The sequence below is a fragment of the Thermotoga sp. RQ7 genome (assembly GCF_000832145.1).
GTDB classification, from domain to species: domain Bacteria; phylum Thermotogota; class Thermotogae; order Thermotogales; family Thermotogaceae; genus Thermotoga; species Thermotoga neapolitana.
In genome coordinates, this window is the sequence record NZ_CP007633.1 from 1,528,244 (window position 1) to 1,544,172 (window position 15,929).

Annotated in this window: 16 protein-coding genes; 7 read left to right on the forward strand and 9 right to left on the reverse strand. The window is 48.7% G+C overall.

All coding sequences use genetic code 11. From position 1 onward, the window contains the following. Nucleotides 1-22: 22 nt before the first annotated feature. The 6 genes from aar to TRQ7_RS07895 all read right to left on the reverse strand — a co-directional run bounded on the left by aar (nucleotide 23) and on the right by TRQ7_RS07895 (nucleotide 5,473). A complete protein-coding gene (gene aar / locus TRQ7_RS07870; protein ID WP_236681697.1) occupies nucleotides 23-1,198 on the reverse strand; it encodes a bifunctional L-alanine/L-glutamate racemase in 1,176 nt (391 codons plus the stop codon). Between the two features lie 14 nt (nucleotides 1,199-1,212). Next, nucleotides 1,213-2,259, reverse strand: coding sequence for a [FeFe] hydrogenase H-cluster radical SAM maturase HydE (gene hydE / locus TRQ7_RS07875; protein ID WP_041844380.1), 1,047 nt, complete (start codon nucleotides 2,257-2,259; stop codon nucleotides 1,213-1,215). Nucleotides 2,260-2,266: 7 nt separating this feature from the next. Next, on the reverse strand, nucleotides 2,267-2,512 hold the full coding sequence (locus TRQ7_RS07880) for a hypothetical protein (RefSeq protein ID WP_041844381.1): 246 nt from the start codon (nucleotides 2,510-2,512) through the stop codon (nucleotides 2,267-2,269). Further along, nucleotides 2,499-3,914, reverse strand: coding sequence for a [FeFe] hydrogenase H-cluster radical SAM maturase HydG (gene hydG, locus TRQ7_RS07885; RefSeq protein WP_038067757.1), 1,416 nt, complete (start codon nucleotides 3,912-3,914; stop codon nucleotides 2,499-2,501). The genes TRQ7_RS07880 and hydG overlap by 14 nt, the downstream gene beginning before the upstream one ends. 5 nt (nucleotides 3,915-3,919) lie before the next feature. After that, nucleotides 3,920-4,168, reverse strand: a complete 249-nt coding sequence (locus TRQ7_RS07890; RefSeq protein ID WP_038034365.1) for a TM1266 family iron-only hydrogenase system putative regulator — start codon at nucleotides 4,166-4,168, stop codon at nucleotides 3,920-3,922. Between the two features lie 141 nt (nucleotides 4,169-4,309). Next, nucleotides 4,310-5,473, reverse strand: coding sequence for an ATP-binding protein (locus tag TRQ7_RS07895; protein ID WP_012311188.1), 1,164 nt, complete (start codon nucleotides 5,471-5,473; stop codon nucleotides 4,310-4,312). 225 nt (nucleotides 5,474-5,698) lie between these two features. On the opposite strand from TRQ7_RS07895, the gene TRQ7_RS07900 reads away from it, so the two are divergent. From TRQ7_RS07900 to TRQ7_RS07930, 7 genes are read left to right on the forward strand one after another with little or no spacing between them, the layout of a single operon-like run. Continuing rightward, on the forward strand, nucleotides 5,699-6,523 hold the full coding sequence (locus tag TRQ7_RS07900) for a phosphate ABC transporter substrate-binding protein PstS (RefSeq protein ID WP_041844382.1): 825 nt from the start codon (nucleotides 5,699-5,701) through the stop codon (nucleotides 6,521-6,523). Between the two features lie 49 nt (nucleotides 6,524-6,572). Beyond that, entirely contained in the window at nucleotides 6,573-7,400 is an 828-nt protein-coding gene (gene pstC / locus TRQ7_RS07905; RefSeq protein ID WP_041844383.1) for a phosphate ABC transporter permease subunit PstC, read from the forward strand. Continuing rightward, complete coding sequence (pstA, locus tag TRQ7_RS07910) at nucleotides 7,397-8,227, forward strand: phosphate ABC transporter permease PstA (protein WP_041844384.1); 831 nt, start codon at nucleotides 7,397-7,399, stop codon at nucleotides 8,225-8,227. Before pstC ends, pstA begins: the two co-directional genes overlap by 4 nt. After that, nucleotides 8,211-8,966, forward strand: coding sequence for a phosphate ABC transporter ATP-binding protein PstB (pstB, locus tag TRQ7_RS07915; RefSeq protein WP_012311192.1), 756 nt, complete (start codon nucleotides 8,211-8,213; stop codon nucleotides 8,964-8,966). The genes pstA and pstB overlap by 17 nt, the downstream gene beginning before the upstream one ends. A gap of 13 nt (nucleotides 8,967-8,979) precedes the next feature. Continuing rightward, nucleotides 8,980-9,678 (forward strand): phosphate signaling complex protein PhoU, encoded by a 699-nt coding sequence (gene phoU, locus TRQ7_RS07920; protein ID WP_041844385.1) that lies wholly within the window; start codon nucleotides 8,980-8,982, stop codon nucleotides 9,676-9,678. Next, nucleotides 9,653-10,333: a response regulator transcription factor gene (locus TRQ7_RS07925; protein WP_015919784.1), complete on the forward strand. Its 681-nt coding sequence runs from the start codon at nucleotides 9,653-9,655 to the stop codon at nucleotides 10,331-10,333. Before phoU ends, TRQ7_RS07925 begins: the two co-directional genes overlap by 26 nt. After that, the gene (locus tag TRQ7_RS07930) at nucleotides 10,314-11,273 is read left to right on the forward strand and encodes a HAMP domain-containing sensor histidine kinase (protein WP_015919785.1); all 960 of its coding nucleotides are present in this window, start codon (nucleotides 10,314-10,316) and stop codon (nucleotides 11,271-11,273) included. The genes TRQ7_RS07925 and TRQ7_RS07930 overlap by 20 nt, the downstream gene beginning before the upstream one ends. Here TRQ7_RS07930 and TRQ7_RS07935 read toward each other — a convergent pair. From TRQ7_RS07935 to aspC, 3 genes are read right to left on the reverse strand one after another with little or no spacing between them, the layout of a single operon-like run. Continuing rightward, complete coding sequence (locus TRQ7_RS07935) at nucleotides 11,266-13,074, reverse strand: ATP-binding protein (RefSeq protein ID WP_038067760.1); 1,809 nt, start codon at nucleotides 13,072-13,074, stop codon at nucleotides 11,266-11,268. The two genes, TRQ7_RS07930 and TRQ7_RS07935, sit on opposite strands and share 8 nt — an antisense overlap. A gap of 1 nt (nucleotide 13,075) precedes the next feature. After that, the gene (locus tag TRQ7_RS07940) at nucleotides 13,076-14,809 is read right to left on the reverse strand and encodes an ABC transporter ATP-binding protein (protein ID WP_015919788.1); all 1,734 of its coding nucleotides are present in this window, start codon (nucleotides 14,807-14,809) and stop codon (nucleotides 13,076-13,078) included. Then, nucleotides 14,784-15,917, reverse strand: a complete 1,134-nt coding sequence (gene aspC / locus TRQ7_RS07945; protein WP_041844386.1) for an aspartate aminotransferase — start codon at nucleotides 15,915-15,917, stop codon at nucleotides 14,784-14,786. The genes TRQ7_RS07940 and aspC overlap by 26 nt, the downstream gene beginning before the upstream one ends. Nucleotides 15,918-15,929: the final 12 nt, after the last annotated feature.

A 15,929-nucleotide genomic window follows, 5' to 3' on the forward strand; every position in this document is an offset into this window, starting at 1 on the left:
AAGAAGCCCCCGTCCGGGGGCTTCATATTTTTTTGAGTGCCTGATCGAGGTCTTCCACGAGTCTTTCAGGGCTTCCGATGCCAACGTGTATCCTGATGAGGTTCACGTCCTCTTTCGGACAGTCACCGTACGCCACTCTTGGTACAACGAGATTTTCATGACTTCCCCAGCTCACCGCCATTCTGAAGATCTTCAAACTCTCAACGAACTCTTTCACCTTCTCCACACTCTCTGTTTTCAGTCGAAAACTCATCAGACCAGACCCACCGCTCATCTGTGACGAGGCAAGTTCGTACTGGGGCGACCTTGGATTCATCGGATAGTTCACTTCAAGAATTTTCGGATGATCCATGAGAAAGTCAGACACCACGAGAGCGTTCTCGTAGTGCTTTTTCATTCGGATCTCCAGTGTTCTGAGTCCTCTCAGAATGAGCCACGACTCTATTGGGGAAAGAACAGGCCCGATGTTTTTGAACTCCTCCTGGAAAATTCCGATCATGTCCTCTTTGTCTCCTGCGATCACACCCGCCATCACGTCGCCATGGCCTGAGATGTACTTCGTTGCAGAGTGAACCACCACGTCCACTCCGAGGATCTTCGGGTTCTGGAAAATGGGAGAAGCCCACGTGTTGTCTATTATGGTTTTTATCCCAAGTTCTTTTGCTACTTTTGTGACCTTTCTGATATCGATGACCCTCATTCTCATGCTCGTGGGGCTTTCAAGGTAGATGAGTTTTGTCTTTTTCGTGATCGCCTCAAGGACTTTATCCGCATTGGGGGGAACAAAACTGACCTCGATGTCGAATTTCCTGGAAAGATATCTGAAGAACCTCTTTGCCCAGGAGTACGCCTCGTCCACGCACACCACGTGGTCTTCCGAGTTCAGAAAATGAAGGATGGAAAGGGAGATGGCACTCATTCCAGATGAGACAAGGCGGGCATCCTCACACCTTTCCAGGGTGGCAAGTTTTCTCTCAACCAGCCTCGTCGTTGGGTTGCTTCCCCTGTTGTATACGTACTCGTAGTCTCCGTTTCTGAGGGCCTTCGACATCTCGTCGAAACTGTCAAAATAAAAATTCGTGGTCTCGAAGATGGGAAAAGACAGCGCTTTGAAAGGGACATCTTCTTCCCCGTACGAGAACAGGATGTCGTCTATGTTCATGAGAAAGCCTCCTGTTGAGATTGTGTACCGAACCATATTTTAACTCATGTTCAGACCGTTTCAAAGACCCTTTTTCTACTGCCCCAGTCCCTTCCCGGTCTTCTTCCAAGGTGTTCTATCATCTTCATAACACAGGGAATGCACGCGGTGTCTCTTTCGAAGACACAGATCTTTCCAGGGTAGAGCTGGTAGAGCTGTCTGTACGGTGAAGGGGTCCAGTTGGGCATGATGACGTTTGCTCCACACCTGAGCGTGATCTCTCTACCACCTGGAACGATCGTTCCCATGGCGGTGGTCGCCGGGATGTTCGAGTCTGGAAGAAGGATCCTTGTGAGTGCCACCATCTTCAGTGTGAGGATAAAATCTCCCTTCTTTTCGTTCGCAAGTGGTGTATCCGGGTGAGGGATGAAAGGACCTATTCCCACCATGTCGAAATCGTATTTTTTCAGAAACAGAAGGTCATCCACAAGGTCATCTATCGTCTGCCCCGGAAGGCCCACCATCGATCCGGCTCCCGTTTCATAGCCGAGTTCTTTAAGGGTGAGAAGACACCTCACTCTGTTTTCGAAGGATGTGTCTGGTCTCAGTTTTCTGTGAAGAGCAGGATTTGCCGTTTCGTGCCTCAGAAGGTACCTGTCTGCTCCTGCTTCCTTCCACTTTTCGTAAAATTCTCTTGGCCACTCTCCAAGACTCAGCGTGACAGCAACTCCCATCTTTTTTATCTCTCTCACTATGTCTGAGATCACATCCGGCATGTAGTAAGGGTCTTCTCCGGATTGAAGAACGATCGTTTTTGCTCCAAACTGAACGGCAAGTTTTGCTCTTTCAACGATCTCTTCCGGTGTCATCCGATATCTCTTCAAATTCTTGTTGTCTCTTCTCAGACCGCAGTAGAGACAGTTCTTTCTGCACACGTTGGAAAACTCTATGATTGCCCTGATATGAACCTCGTCTCCAACGTATTTCTTTCTCACCTCGTCGGCGAGTTTGAAGAGCGCATCGTTGAACTCCTTGTCGTTTCTGGAGAGTGCCTCCTTCAAAACTTCTCTTGTGAACTCTCTTCTTTCGAGTTTTTCCAGAATTTCCTGTCCTGTCATGGTTTCATCACTCCAGTTCTTCCAGAATCTTCTTTAGAAGGGGAATCACTTCGTCCTTTCTGTCCTCGGGAAAGTCTTCTGCGAAGACACCGAATCTTCCGTTCTCGACGAGAAGCTGGGCGGGGAGAAACTTTTCCCTCCCCGCTTTCAGGTCTTTGTAGAAGGACCATCTTCTTCCGATTTTCTCGGAGATCCAGATCTTGCAGTCGTATTTCTCTGCAATCTTCTCGAGAATCTTTTTAAAATCTAACATCCCTCTCACCGCGCTTTATTCTTTCAAGGCCCTCTTTCACTCTCTCTCTTATCTTTGGATTCATCTTCTGGAGTTCTTTTTCTATGACCTCTTCTCCTATTCTTCTTGTTTCTTCTGTTGCGTAGTCACAGAGGTACTCCTGGAGCGTGAAGAGGGCGTTCGGTGTGCAGAAGTTCTTCACAAAACCGGGAATTGCAAACTCCATGAAGTGTTCTCCCGTTCTTCCTGCCCTGTAACATGCGGTGCAGAAGGATGGGACAAAACCTTCTTTCAGAAGACTTCTCATCACCTGGTCGAGAGGTCTTGGATCTTCGAGTGTGAACTGCCTTTTCCTGTCCTCGTCGTCTTCTCTGTGAGAGTACGCTCCGATCCCTATTCTCGAGCCGGCGTCTATCTGTGAGACACCGAGTTTTATGACCTCATCCCTGAGTTTTGCGGGCTCTCTTGCCGTGAGGATCATTCCTGTGTATGGAACAGAAAGTCGTATGATGGCAACGAGTTTTTTGAAGTCCTCATCGCTCACGATGTGTTCCGGCCTCTGTGAATATGGGGTGTTTATGGCAGGTTTTATCCTTGGGAAGGAGATGGTGTGTGGTCCCACTCCGAACCTCTCCTCGAGGTGGATCGTGTGGTAGAGAAGTCCCATCACCTCGAATTTCCAGTCGTAAAGGCCAAAGAGGGCGCCTATTCCTACGTCGTCGATACCGGCCATCATCGCTCTGTCCAGACCGTAAAGTCTCCAGTTGTAGTTCGATTTGGGACCCCTGGGATGGAGTTTCAGGTACGTCTTTTTGTGGTACGTTTCCTGAAAGATCTGGAAAGTACCGATTCCCACGGACTTTATGATCCTGTAGCCCTCTATCGTCTGGGGTGCAGCGTTGACGTTCACCCTTCTGATCTCACCGTTGCCGTACTTCGTGTTGTACACGATGTCGATCGTTCTTGCGATGAACTCCGGAGAGTACTTTGGATGCTCTCCGTAGACCACTATGAGCCTTTTGTGGCCCTGGGAGACGAGGGCTTTGACTTCTTCTTTCAACTGTTCTTCCGTGAGCGTTTTTCTTTCCACCACTTTGTTGGAGACTCTGAAACCGCAGTAGACACAGTCGTTGACGCAGTCGTTTCCTATGTAGAGCGGTGCAAAGAGAACGATCCTGTTTCCGTATATTCTCTCCTTCAGAGTGCGGGCCGCCTCGAATATCTCCTGAAGAAGTTGAGGATCTTCCACGTTCAAAAGTGTTGCGGTCTCTTCTGGCTCTAGTCTGTTCTTATCCAGTGATTTCTGGATGATCTCCCTGACTCTTGCAGGATCGGGATTTTTTGTCTTTTCTAGAAGTTCGAAGATCTTTTCTTCTGGTATGAAGGATTTGCTCTCCACACGCTCTCTTGTGAACACGTACATGCACATCACCTCTTCAGTGGGACCGTCTTCACACGGACCCCGGGAATCTGGCCGAGTTTTCCGGAGAGGGCCCCCATCGTGTCGTTGTCTGTCTTCAAAACGAGGAATATGATCGCCATGTTCTCTTCTTTGACGGGGTATCCAACCCTGAGGAGTATGTCTTCAGAGAAGTTGTGAAGAAGTTCGTTCACATGTCGGTAGGCTCTTTCTCTGTCTTCCACGACGATAGTGAGTATGTAGAATCTCTTCTCCAAAACGAAATCCCCCTCTCCGCTCACCGGGAGAGGGGGTATACTTCCATCTATCCCCTCCCCCGGTGTCAGGATTTTTCCCTCCACCTCAGGAGGTTTGTGATTTTTCTCACTTTCTGTTTATATTATACCACCTTTTGAGAATCACCACAACATTCCAAGCACCCACATGGGAATGGAATTTCTGACGGGAAGATCGATGTCGTCTCTGATCACGAAATCACTGGATTTTCTCTTTTTCCTTTTTCCTCCAACCTCGAGTTTCATCCCCTCGAAAATGAAATCGGCCTCTTCTTCGTTTTTCGAAGCGTATATTTTCCCTTTCTCTTTCAGGGCGAAAACAACGAACGCTTCTCTGAAATTTCCCGTTTCTCCTTCGAAGACGTGGTACATGGAGGGATCTGCCAGGAATATCTTCGAGCCTTTCGAAAACGGTTTTTCTGCTCTCTCTTTCCGGACGATGTTCACAAGTTCTATCTCCTCCATCACATGAAGGAGTTGGTACAGTTTCTGCTTTCCCACACCCCATTCTCTGCTCATGGACTCGATGTTTATTGTGGGGATTCTGGAATAGAGAAGATGCCCAACGATTGCCTTCATGACCCCGATGTGATTCTCAGTTACGGTACCGATGAGGTGCGGTATATCGTAGTATATGGTTTTGTCCAAAATGTTCATCATTCTCTCCCTGAAGTTCCCCTCCCTGTAAAAGGGTCTTGTTCCTTTCTCACGATAATCCCTGAATAAACTCATCACATCGACCTGTTTCATTAAACTGGCTGCATAATCCGAGAGCGGTACGAATGGGGAGTTCAATTTCTCCAGAACTTTTCCGGTCTCAAAATGAATGAACTCTCTGAAGGACATGAGGGGAAGCTTCATCAGGACGAATCTTCTTGAAAGATCTGAGGTTCCCTTTTTCATCACTATAGAACTGCTGTCGCTCACCCATATCGTTTTGCCCGGGAAGGTATCGTACAGGACCTTGAGGATAACACTCCAGTTTTTCAGGAAATGGACTTCGTCGATCACAATTCCCGGGTAATTCTTTAAAATCTCCTGTGCAAGTTCGTGGAAGGAAACGTTCAGCAGTGATAAATCATCACCTGAGACGTAGAGGAAACCGTTCTTTTTTGCCATGGACAGAAGAAACGTGGTTTTTCCTGTGCCGCGTGGACCATAGAGAAGAATCGCCCTGGGCGTAAACCTCTCCTCCAGATCCTGAAAAAACAATCTTCTCTTCTCAGGTAAGTAACTGATCATTCTGTTCATTTGAATCTCCAATCTCTCTATGATCTGATCGTACATGTTCCTCCCTCCTTCGGAACGAATTTTATCATATTTCGTTCTGTGATAGAACTATTATTCAAAATATTCCAAAAATCGTTTCGATATAGAACGATTTTCGCCAAAAAACGTTCTACCACAGAACGCTCTCTGGAACTTAACATTTCTTAACAAACAACGGATAATGGCATAAAGAAAGTCTGGAAACTACAAAATGGTGAAACCCATTCTGAGGAGGTGTCCTTTATGAAGAGGCTCTTTGTTTTGCTCTTTGCGATGGTATCGGTTTTCCTTGTAGCAAAAACGCTCGTCATCAAGGGCTCCAACACGGTCTTTCCCATCGCACAGCTGTGGATCGAGGAGTTCAAGAAGGTTCATCCCGATGTTCAGGTGACGCTCGAAGGTGCAGGATCTTCCACGGGGATAGCCGCCCTCTTCAACGGAACCGCAGACATCGCCAACTCCAGCAGATGGCTCAAACCTGAAGAGATCGAACGAATGAACAAAGAAGGAAAGTACTTCATACCGTTCCTCGTTGGATTCGACGGGATAGCCATCGTCGTGAACAAAAAACTTGGAATCGACGACATCTCCATAGAGACGTTGAAGAAGATCTACACCGGTGAGATCCAGTACTGGTCTCAGGTGAACCCGAATCTTCCAAGAAAAAGGATCGCCGTCTACTCGAGAAACACCGCCTCTGGAACCTACGAAACCTTTGAAAACAAGGTCCTCGGTGGTGCGAGGATGGCACCCTACGTGAGAATGGTCGAGAGCACCCAAATCGAGATAGAAAACGTGGCACGAAATCCTTACGCCATCGCCTACGTCGGTGTTGGATACGTCACTGACGACGTGAAAGTTCTGAAGGTGAACGGCATCTACCCGACGAAGGAAAACATCCTGAAGGGAAAGTATCCGCTAGCAAGACCGCTCTTCATGTTCGTCGATGCAACGAACGGCTTTCCCGAGATGGGAAGTCTTGTCTTCGAGTACATCATGTTCGCATTCTCGAAGAAAGGACAGGAACTGTTAGAAAAAGCCGGTTACGTGGCTGCTTACGGTTGGTAAGGAGGGATTCACTCTGAACAGAGAGGTAGCGAATTTCTTCAGAAAATCTGTGATATTCGTCTTTTCCATCATTGGTATCCTCGCTCTTTTTCTTCTTGTGTTCTTTCTTGTGAAGGAGGCCTGGCCCGCCCTCGTGAAAGTCGGGGGCGAGCTTTTCACGAGTGTCTACTGGTACCCAACGGCAGATCCACCGGAGTATGGAATGCTCGCCATGATCGCGGGAACGCTTCTTTTGACGGCATTCTCTTCTGCCATTCTTCTTCCCCTCGGTTATCTGGTAGCGTTCTTTCTCCACACGTACGCCAGAGATCTCGAAAAAAGCCTTGTAAGGACCACGGTGGAGTTCCTTGCTGGAACTCCTTCTGTGATCATAGGGCTTTTTGTTCTGTTCTACATCGCACCCATTCTGCTACACTTCGACATCTGGTCCACAGAGAATTTCCTTCTGGCCTCCATCGGTCTTGTTCTCACAGCACTTCCCTACACGGTTTCACTCTCGCTGGAAGCGCTCGACTCTGTTGACATAGCCCTCGAAGAAAGCGCACTCGCTCTCGGTGCCACCCGTTTTACAACAACATTCAGGGTGACCACAAGGGCTGCCCTTCCCGGGATTCTCAACGCTTTCGTTCTCACCGTGAACAGAGTGGTCGGTGAAACCATGATAGTCCTCATGGTGGGAGGGGGGGCCGCCATAATTCCACGTTCACTCTTCGATCCTGTAAAACCACTTACGGCAGCGATCGCAAGCGAAATCGGTGAGGTTGCCGTCGGAAGCATGCATTATCATGTGCTCTTTGCGGCAGGTTTCATCCTTCTTGTACTCTCTCTCGTTCTGACGGGACTTTCCAGATACATATCGAGGAGGCAGACAGGATGAAGAAGGACCTGATCATCTCTTACGTGTTTCGTGTAGTTAGTTACGTGGTCTTTGCCGTTGTTTTGTTTCTTTTCGTTTCCATTGTTGCAGGAGGAGCGAAGTATTTCTCTCCCTCCTTCTTCCTGGACTATCCAAGAAGCGGTATGACAGAGGGAGGCATCTTTCCTGCCATCCTCGGAAGTTTCTATCTCATGGCTCTGACTTTCCTGATCTCGATTCCTCTTGGTATCTTCACAGGGGTGTTCCTTTCCGAATACGGAGAAAACGTTGTTGCAAGGTGGATAGATATCTCTCTGACGGCCCTGAGCGGAATTCCCTCGGTGGTTTACGGACTTTTTGGACTGGCGTTCTTCTGTGTGGCCCTTCAGTTTGGAACGTCCATGATCGCCGCTGCACTGACTCTTTCACTCATGACACTTCCTGTCATCGCATCTTCAACGAAGGAAACCCTCAAGGCCATACCCGTTGAGATAAGGGAAGCCGCACTGGCCCTCGGGGCAAAGAAAGAGGAGGTCATCTTCAAAGTACTCCTTCCAGCGGCGAGGAGAGGTATCATCACGGCCGTTCTCGTTGGAGGTGGGAGAGCCCTGGGAGAAACCGCTCCCGTTCTGCTCACGGGTGCAGTGTTCTACTCAACGGAACTTCCGAAAGGACTTTTTTCTCCTGTCATGACCCTTCCAACTCACATCTACTACATCACGGCAGCGTACGGTGAGTCCGCTCAGTGGATGGCAAAGGGAACGGCGGCTTTTCTGATGATAATAGTTGCTCTGATATACGGTGCAGCTTTCTTTTTGAGGAGGAGAGAGAATGGAACCCATCATTGAGATCGAAAACTTCAGCGCTTACTACGGTGATAAAGTAGCCGTCAAGAACGTGACGATGAAGATCTTCAAAAATCAGATAACCGCCATAATAGGACCATCCGGGTGTGGAAAGACCACGCTCCTCAGGAGTATAAACAGAATGAACGACCATATACCCGGTTTCAGGGTGGAAGGGAAGATATACTTTAAAGGGCAGGACATATACGATCCGAAACTCGATGTGACGGAGTACAGAAAAAAGGTGGGAATGGTCTTTCAGAAACCCACTCCCTTTCCAATGTCGATCTACGACAACGTGGCGTTCGGTCCGAGGATCCATGGGACAAAAAGCAAGCACGTACTCGACAGAATCGTTGAAGAATCTTTGAAGAAGGCTGCCCTCTGGGATGAAGTAAAATCGGAGTTGAACAAACCCGGAACGAAACTTTCTGGTGGCCAGCAGCAAAGGCTCTGTATAGCGAGGGCACTTGCAGTGGAACCCGAGGTGATCCTCCTCGACGAACCAACATCGGCCCTCGATCCGATTGCGACTCAAAGGATCGAAAAGCTTCTGGAAGAACTCTCTGAGAACTACACGATCGTGATCGTCACCCACAACATAGGACAGGCCATAAGGATCGCCGATTACATAGCCTTCATGTACCGGGGCGAACTCGTAGAGTACGGCCCCACGAGGGAAATTGTAGAAAGACCGAAGAGCAAACTCACCGAAGAGTATCTGACAGGAAAAATAGGATGATGGAGGCGAAAGGATGGTGGACCACGTTCATTTCGAAAGGGAACTGACCCTTCTGAAATCGGACGTTTCAAAGATGCTCTTTCTTGTTTCAGAATCTCTGAACGATGCGATAGAAAGCCTCGAAACCATGAACGAGACCCTTGCAAGAAGAGTGCTCGAGTCAGATGATATGATAGACGAACTGAACAGGGAGATAGAGGAAAAGGCCTATCAGATCATAGCAAGGTACAACCCCATCCTCAAACAGCTCAGATACATCATCACTATCCTGAAGTTTTCCAACGACCTGGAAAGGATCGGAGACCTTTCCTGCAACATCGCTGAGAAATGTCTGTTTCTCTCCGAAAGGAAGATCCGGTTTGAGATGCTGAAGGAAATAAAGGACATGTTCGGAAGTACACTGAGGGTGGTTCAGGACTCTTTCAAGGCCTTTGTCGAAGAAGACGTGGACTCTGCCTACAGGCTCTGGAAGTTCGACGACGTGATCGATGAGATGGAAAGAAGGATCAGAAGGCTTGTCGTGGAGAAGATAAAAGAGGACGGAATACCGGCTGAACTTGCCCTGGTGTACATCCTCATAGCACGGGACCTGGAGAGGATAGGAGACCATGCGAACAATCTCTGCGAGGAAGTCATATACATTGAGACGGGAAAAAACATGAGGGAATTTTTGCGGGGTGTAAAGGATGGCAGTGAGGGTTCTGATAGCTGAGGACGATGAGGACATAAGAGGTGTTTTGAAGAGGTACCTTGAGGCTGAAGGATACGAATGTGACGAAGCGGGTTCACTCTTTGATCTCAAAAAGAAACTCTCAGAGGGCGCCTACAACGTTCTCATTCTGGATCTTATGTTTCCAGACGGTGTTGCCATGGAAGAGATCCCGGAAATGAAGGTGTCTCACCCGGAAATGGCCATCATCATCGTTTCTGCAAGGGACAGAGACATGGATCGCATCTTTGGAATAGAACTCGGAGCGGATGATTACGTGACAAAACCGTTCAACCCCAGGGAAGTGATCGCCCGGGTGAAGGCTGTTCTGAGAAGAATGGGCAAAGATCAGAAGGTGTTAAGATTCGGAAAACTCGAGATCTTTCCCGAAGATTACGTTGTGAGATACGACGGTAGAAACGTTGAAATGACAGCGAAGGAATTCGAACTGTTGAAACTTCTTGCCTCCGCTCCTAACAAGATCTTTTCGAGGGAAGAGATCCTGAACAGAATCTGGGGGGATGACTATGTCTCCGACAGGGTGGTAGACGTTCACATCAGTGCCATTCGTTCCAAGATAGGAAAGAACTGGATAAAGACCGTAAGGGGCCTTGGATACAAATTCTCAACCCGGGGTGATGAGGGTGATCGATCTTGAAGATCTCGACACCATCAAAGAGGCGGTAGTGGTTTTGAACGAGTTGAAGGTGGTTTCGGCGAACAGATCCGGGGAAAGGTATGGTTTCAGAACGGGAAAGAGTCTGATATCTGTTTTCACCTGCAAAGAGATGGACAGAATCGTCAGCAGTATTCAGGAAAAGAAGGATTTCTCCATGGAAACCGATGCCTACTTTTTCGAACTTCAATCAAAAAGATTCGTTTCTTTCCATTTCCTTCCTCGAAAGAGCCTTCTTGTTGTGAACGATCTCACCGAGGAGAAAAAACTCAACGAAGCAAAACTAGACTTCGTTATGGCGGTGTCCCATGAACTCTTCACACCTCTTTCCGCTTCGAAGGCAAATCTGTTTCTTCTGAAGGATCTGGAGAAAGATCCTGAAAAACTCAAAATACTCGACAGGATAGACCGCTCCCTGGAGAGGATGGAGACGATCATCAGACAGCTGAAACTTCTCACTATGATACAGCTGGGCCTCTACGAACTCAAAGTGGAACAGGTACATGTGAAGGAAGTGTTCGAGAAATCCGTTGAGGATCTTCGCGAGAAAATAGAATCCAGAAAGATCAGAGTGAAGTTTTCTTCGGAAGTGGAGTCGATCAAAACCGATCGCTTCGTCTTTTACACGATCCTGAAGAACCTTCTCTCCAACGCCGTGAAATACTCGTACCCAGAGTCGGAGGTGGAAGTTTCCATATCGGAAAAGAAGATGACTGTGAAGGATCAGGGAATCGGGATAAAAGAGGAAGAGAAGGAAAGGATATTCGAGCGTTTCTACAGGGGATCGGAAGCTCCAAAGATGGCTCCTGGATCGGGCCTTGGACTTTCCATCGTGAAACACCTGTGCGACATGATGGGGTACAGGCTGGAATTCAAATCCCAGTGGCTTGTGGGATCAGAATTCACCGTCTGGTTCAGATGATGTATTCGTCATCTTCGTCTTCACCTTCTAGAACGTAGCCATCCTCTCTTGTGCACCAGGCCGGAAGTGGAAACTTCACCGTGAGAGGCAGGTTCAGAAACGGCTGATCCACTATCACTTCACCCTGCTTCAAAAGAGATGCTTTTCGTTTGTAGTGATCTGCAAGGTGCGAGTACTCCGGTTTCAGAAGTTCTGCTCCTTTTTGTCTTCCAACCACAACCGTGGCGGCCTGTGTGATCACCCTGTAGTCGACCTCGGAGGCGGTCTGTTCTGCTCCAATGAGGATCACCCTGAAAGACCTGCCGCGCTCTGCCACGTCTCTGAAGATGTTCGCAAGCGCACCACCACCGTGTCTTGGTGCGTACTTGTTGAGTTCATCGAGGAAGATGAAAACGGGCTGGGTGAAACCGTTGTTTGTCTCCTTTTCTCTCATCACTTCGGAAAGGATCGCACCGACAACGAACGCCTGGGCACGAGTTCTGAGTTTTGAGATGTCCACGACGGTCACCCTTCCGGGCACGTTCCAGTTGATCCTGTACTCCACCCCACCGATGGGATTCAGAGGAGGTTTTATCCACAGTCTGTCGAAGTCCATCTTCTGGGCGGTCTTCAGCCTTCGAATCAGCATGCTGATGGTCTGACGCTGGACGTTTTCTTTTTCCAGGTACTCTCTTGCCTTTCCTTCCTTCAGCTGGGTTATCAGATCATCGAGGTCAAGGGGAATGTCCACGATCTCTCCTTTAGAGGCAACGATTTCCCTCAACGCCTGAGAGGGAAGTTTCTGTTTGTCTTTGATGTAGCCCTTCCTCAGGAATTCCTGGTAGATCTCTTCCATTCTCTGGGTGAGATATTCCTGAAGTGACCACACCGCCAGCTGGAAGTTCTGGTTTTTGGCCATCTCGTCCGGATCGAACATGAGTTCCAGAAGATTCATTTCAACTATGTCGAAGACGTCCCAGCCGTAAACCTTCACTCCACTCATACGCTTGTTCACGGCAGGAACGTAGGTGCCCTTCTGTCTGCTTGGAGCGTAAAAGACCGCGTTTTCAAACGGTTTTGGCTCTATTCCGAGCACCCTGTACATCTCTTCCCACTTTTCCTTCTCCGCTGCCCATTCCTTTGAAGGGCGATCGAGAAACATCAAACTTTCTCCCTTAACGTTGAAGATGATGTACCTTGCTTCCCTCAGAAGTTCCATCAGTTCTCCCTGTGTTTTTCTGGACGTTTCCATCATCGACTTCACCAGGAACGTGGTGTAGGAGGTCTTCGCAGCCACACCGGACTGTCCCGAAACGTTGATGTGTGCCCCGTTGTCTCCCAGTATGTACCTCAGATCCAGGTAGGCAGGTTTGCCGTTCTTGAGGATGCCCACGGGGAGCGCCACGTTCTTGCTTTTCAGCTCGTCGAACCCAAGGGCTATGTCTATTTCTTCACCTTCCGCAAGGAACACGGGAGAACCAATGGCAGGAGGAATCTCCGGGGCCGTCTCGGAGAGTTTCCCATCTTTTTTCAGAAAGGACCTCGTCACCTTCACCCGTGCGATGTATATTGGGTAGGCTGGCTTCAGTCCTTCGAGTGCCACGTCCTCTTCGTAACCGTTTCTCAGTTCACCATCCCATCTGTTCTGTATGTCAACAACCACACCGTAGGTTACCACATCTCCGTAGCCCGATCTGTACTCCACCCTCACGATGTCCTCTATCTGGGCATGAGCCTGATGATCGCCTTCAGATACCATTCTCACGAAGAACTCGTAGGGATTGGATTCGAAGATACCCGTTACAACACCAACTCGTTTCATCTCATCCCCCCTCGATGAGCTGTTTCCTGTACATTCTGCTGTAGATCCCATCTCTGCTCAAAAGTTCTTCGTGCCTTCCTTCTTCTTTGATGAAACCATCGTCGAGAACGTATATCCTGTCGGCATCCTTCAGGACCTTCAGTCTGTGCGTTATCACGATGATCGTTTTTCCCTTCATGCTGTTCCTTATAGAGCTTATTATCTTTTCTTCTGTTTCTGGATCCACGGCGGAGAGACAGTCATCGAAGATGTAAACCTCGAAATCTCTGATCAGTGCTCGGGCTATCGTGATCCTCTGCCTCTGTCCACCCGAAAGGGTCACTCCGCGTTCACCAACGACGGTGTCGAATTTCTCTGGAAAACTCATGATGTCTTCATAGACAGCCGCGAGTTTCGTCACCCTCTCGATCTCTTTCTCGTCCACGTTTTTCATACCAACGGTTATGTTGTTTCGTATCGTGTCGGAAAACAGAAACGTTTCCTGAGGGACCAGGGTGAAGATTCTTCTCAGATCCTCAGAGGAAATGTCGTTTATATCCACTCCGTTTATGAATATCTTTCCCCTTTCCACAGGATACAGTTTCATGAGAAGCTTTGCGATCGTTGTCTTTCCGCTTCCCACACTTCCAACGATGCCGATCATCTCTCCTCTCTTCACCTTCATGTTGATGTTCTTCAGGACGGGTCGATCGGTTCCGGGGTACCTGTAGGTCAGATCTCTTATGATCACACTTTTGAAGTGATCTATTTTAACTGGTCTTTCCGGCTCTTTCACTTCCGGCTGGGCGGTGAAGATCGTGTCCATGCGACGCATGGCTGCCCTTCCTCTCTGGAACAGGTCCACCATGAAGCCGTAGGCCATCATGGGCCATATCAACATTCCCAGGTAGGAGTTGAAGGCGATGAAATCTCCAAGCGTGATCTTCTCGTTTATGACTGCTCTTCCTCCATAGAGAAGCGCAAGAAAGAACGAGGAAGAGGCAATCAGGGTGATGAGAGGACGAAACACACTGGAAACCTTTACCGCCCGGAGGGTATCCCTGAAGTTGACGTTTGCCTTTTCTTCGAATATCCCGAACGATACGTCCTCCGAGGAAAAGCTCTTCACGATTCGAATACCGTTTATCGTCTCTTCGGTGAAGCCCGAGAGTTCCGAAAACGAACGCTGGACGTCTGCCACCCTCCTGTGTATCAACCTTCCAAAACTCATGGAAGTTGGAACGAGAAGAAGGAGAGGGGCGAAACTGATCCATGCGAGCTTCCATCCGACGTTTCCTATCATGAAAATGAACACCATCAGGACCATGATGAAGGAGTCGAAAAGCAGAATGGCCCCCTGTCCGAGTACTCTCCTCAGAAGGCTCAGATCGTTGGTGAATCTTGCCATCAACTCTCCGCTTCTCATCCTGTCGAAGAAACCGGGAGTGAGGCTGAGCATCTTGGAGAACATCCTGTTCATGGTCTCAAGGAGGAAATACCTGGAAGCGCCACCGAGGAAATACCTCCAGAGAAACCTTCCAAGGAACATTCCGGATGCGGCCGCCATGATCCAGCCGATCATTATCTTCAGTTCTGCAAAGTTCATGGTCTCGGTGTTCAGACTGTCGACGATCTTTCCAACGATACGCGGAACGTAGACCTGCAGAAGGTCTACCATCACCAGTGCCAGAAATCCCAGAAGGTACTTGTACCAGTTCCTCTTCAGAAAATCAATGAGAATTGAGGAAGTCTTCAATTCTGTCCAGCGCCTCCGCAAGCCTTTCTGTGGAAATGGCAAAGGATAGTCTCACAAAACCAGGCTTCAGGAAAGAAGAACCCGGAACCAGCGCCACCTTTTTTTCTTCAAGAAGCCTCTCACAGAATTTCACATCGTCACCCGGCACCTTGAAGAAGAGATAGAACGCTCCCTGTGGCTCCACGAACTTCACGCCCATCTTTTTCAAGCGTTCCACCACGAGGTCCCTTCTCTCTTTGAAGACCTGAACCATATGGGAGTTGTCTACTTCTATCGCTTTGAGAGCGGCATACTGGGCAACCGTGTTGATGCAGGAGGTGGTGTGGGATTGAATCTTTGAAACAGCCGAAGCCAGTTCTCTGTTTGAGATCAGATATCCCACTCTCCAGCCGGTCATGGAGTGAGACTTTGAAAAGCCGTTTATGTACACCACCCGTTCGAAGTCTTTCGCTATGTCCAGTATCGACGTGTAGTTGTCTGTGTACACCAGAGAGTCGTAAACCTCATCGCTCACGATGTAAAAATGCATCTCCTCAGAAAGTCTCAGAAGCCCCTCCAGAAAGGATCTGCTGTAGACGACACCGGTGGGATTGTTCGGCGAGTTGATGAGAACGGCCTTCGTTTTTCCAACAAGAAGCCCTTCTACCTCTTCAAGACTGGGATGGAAATCGTTCTTCATGAACGTTTCCACGACCTTCACGGTGCCACCAGCAAGAAGTATCTGTGGAATGTAACTCACCCAGACAGGAGAGAACACGATCACTTCGTCACCGGGATCAAGCAGTGCCATGAACGTGTTGAAGAGTGCCTGCTTTGCTCCGTTCGTCACAACCACCTGATCCGGTAAGATTTCCTTTCCGTACCTTTCTCCTACCTTTTTCGCAATGGCCTCTCTCAGTTCGTAGATACCCCGAGGGTCCGTGTACTTTATCTGTCCCTTTTCCAGGAAGTTCTTTGCCGCTTCGAGGACGGGTTCTGGAGTGGGAAAGTCGGGCTCTCCTGCTGTGAGGTTTATGACGTCCTCTCCTTTTTTGATCAGTGCCTTGGCTTTTGCATCCAGTTCCATGGTTTTTGAAATGGGTATCTCTGAAATTCTCCTTGCTATCATCCGGAACCCTCC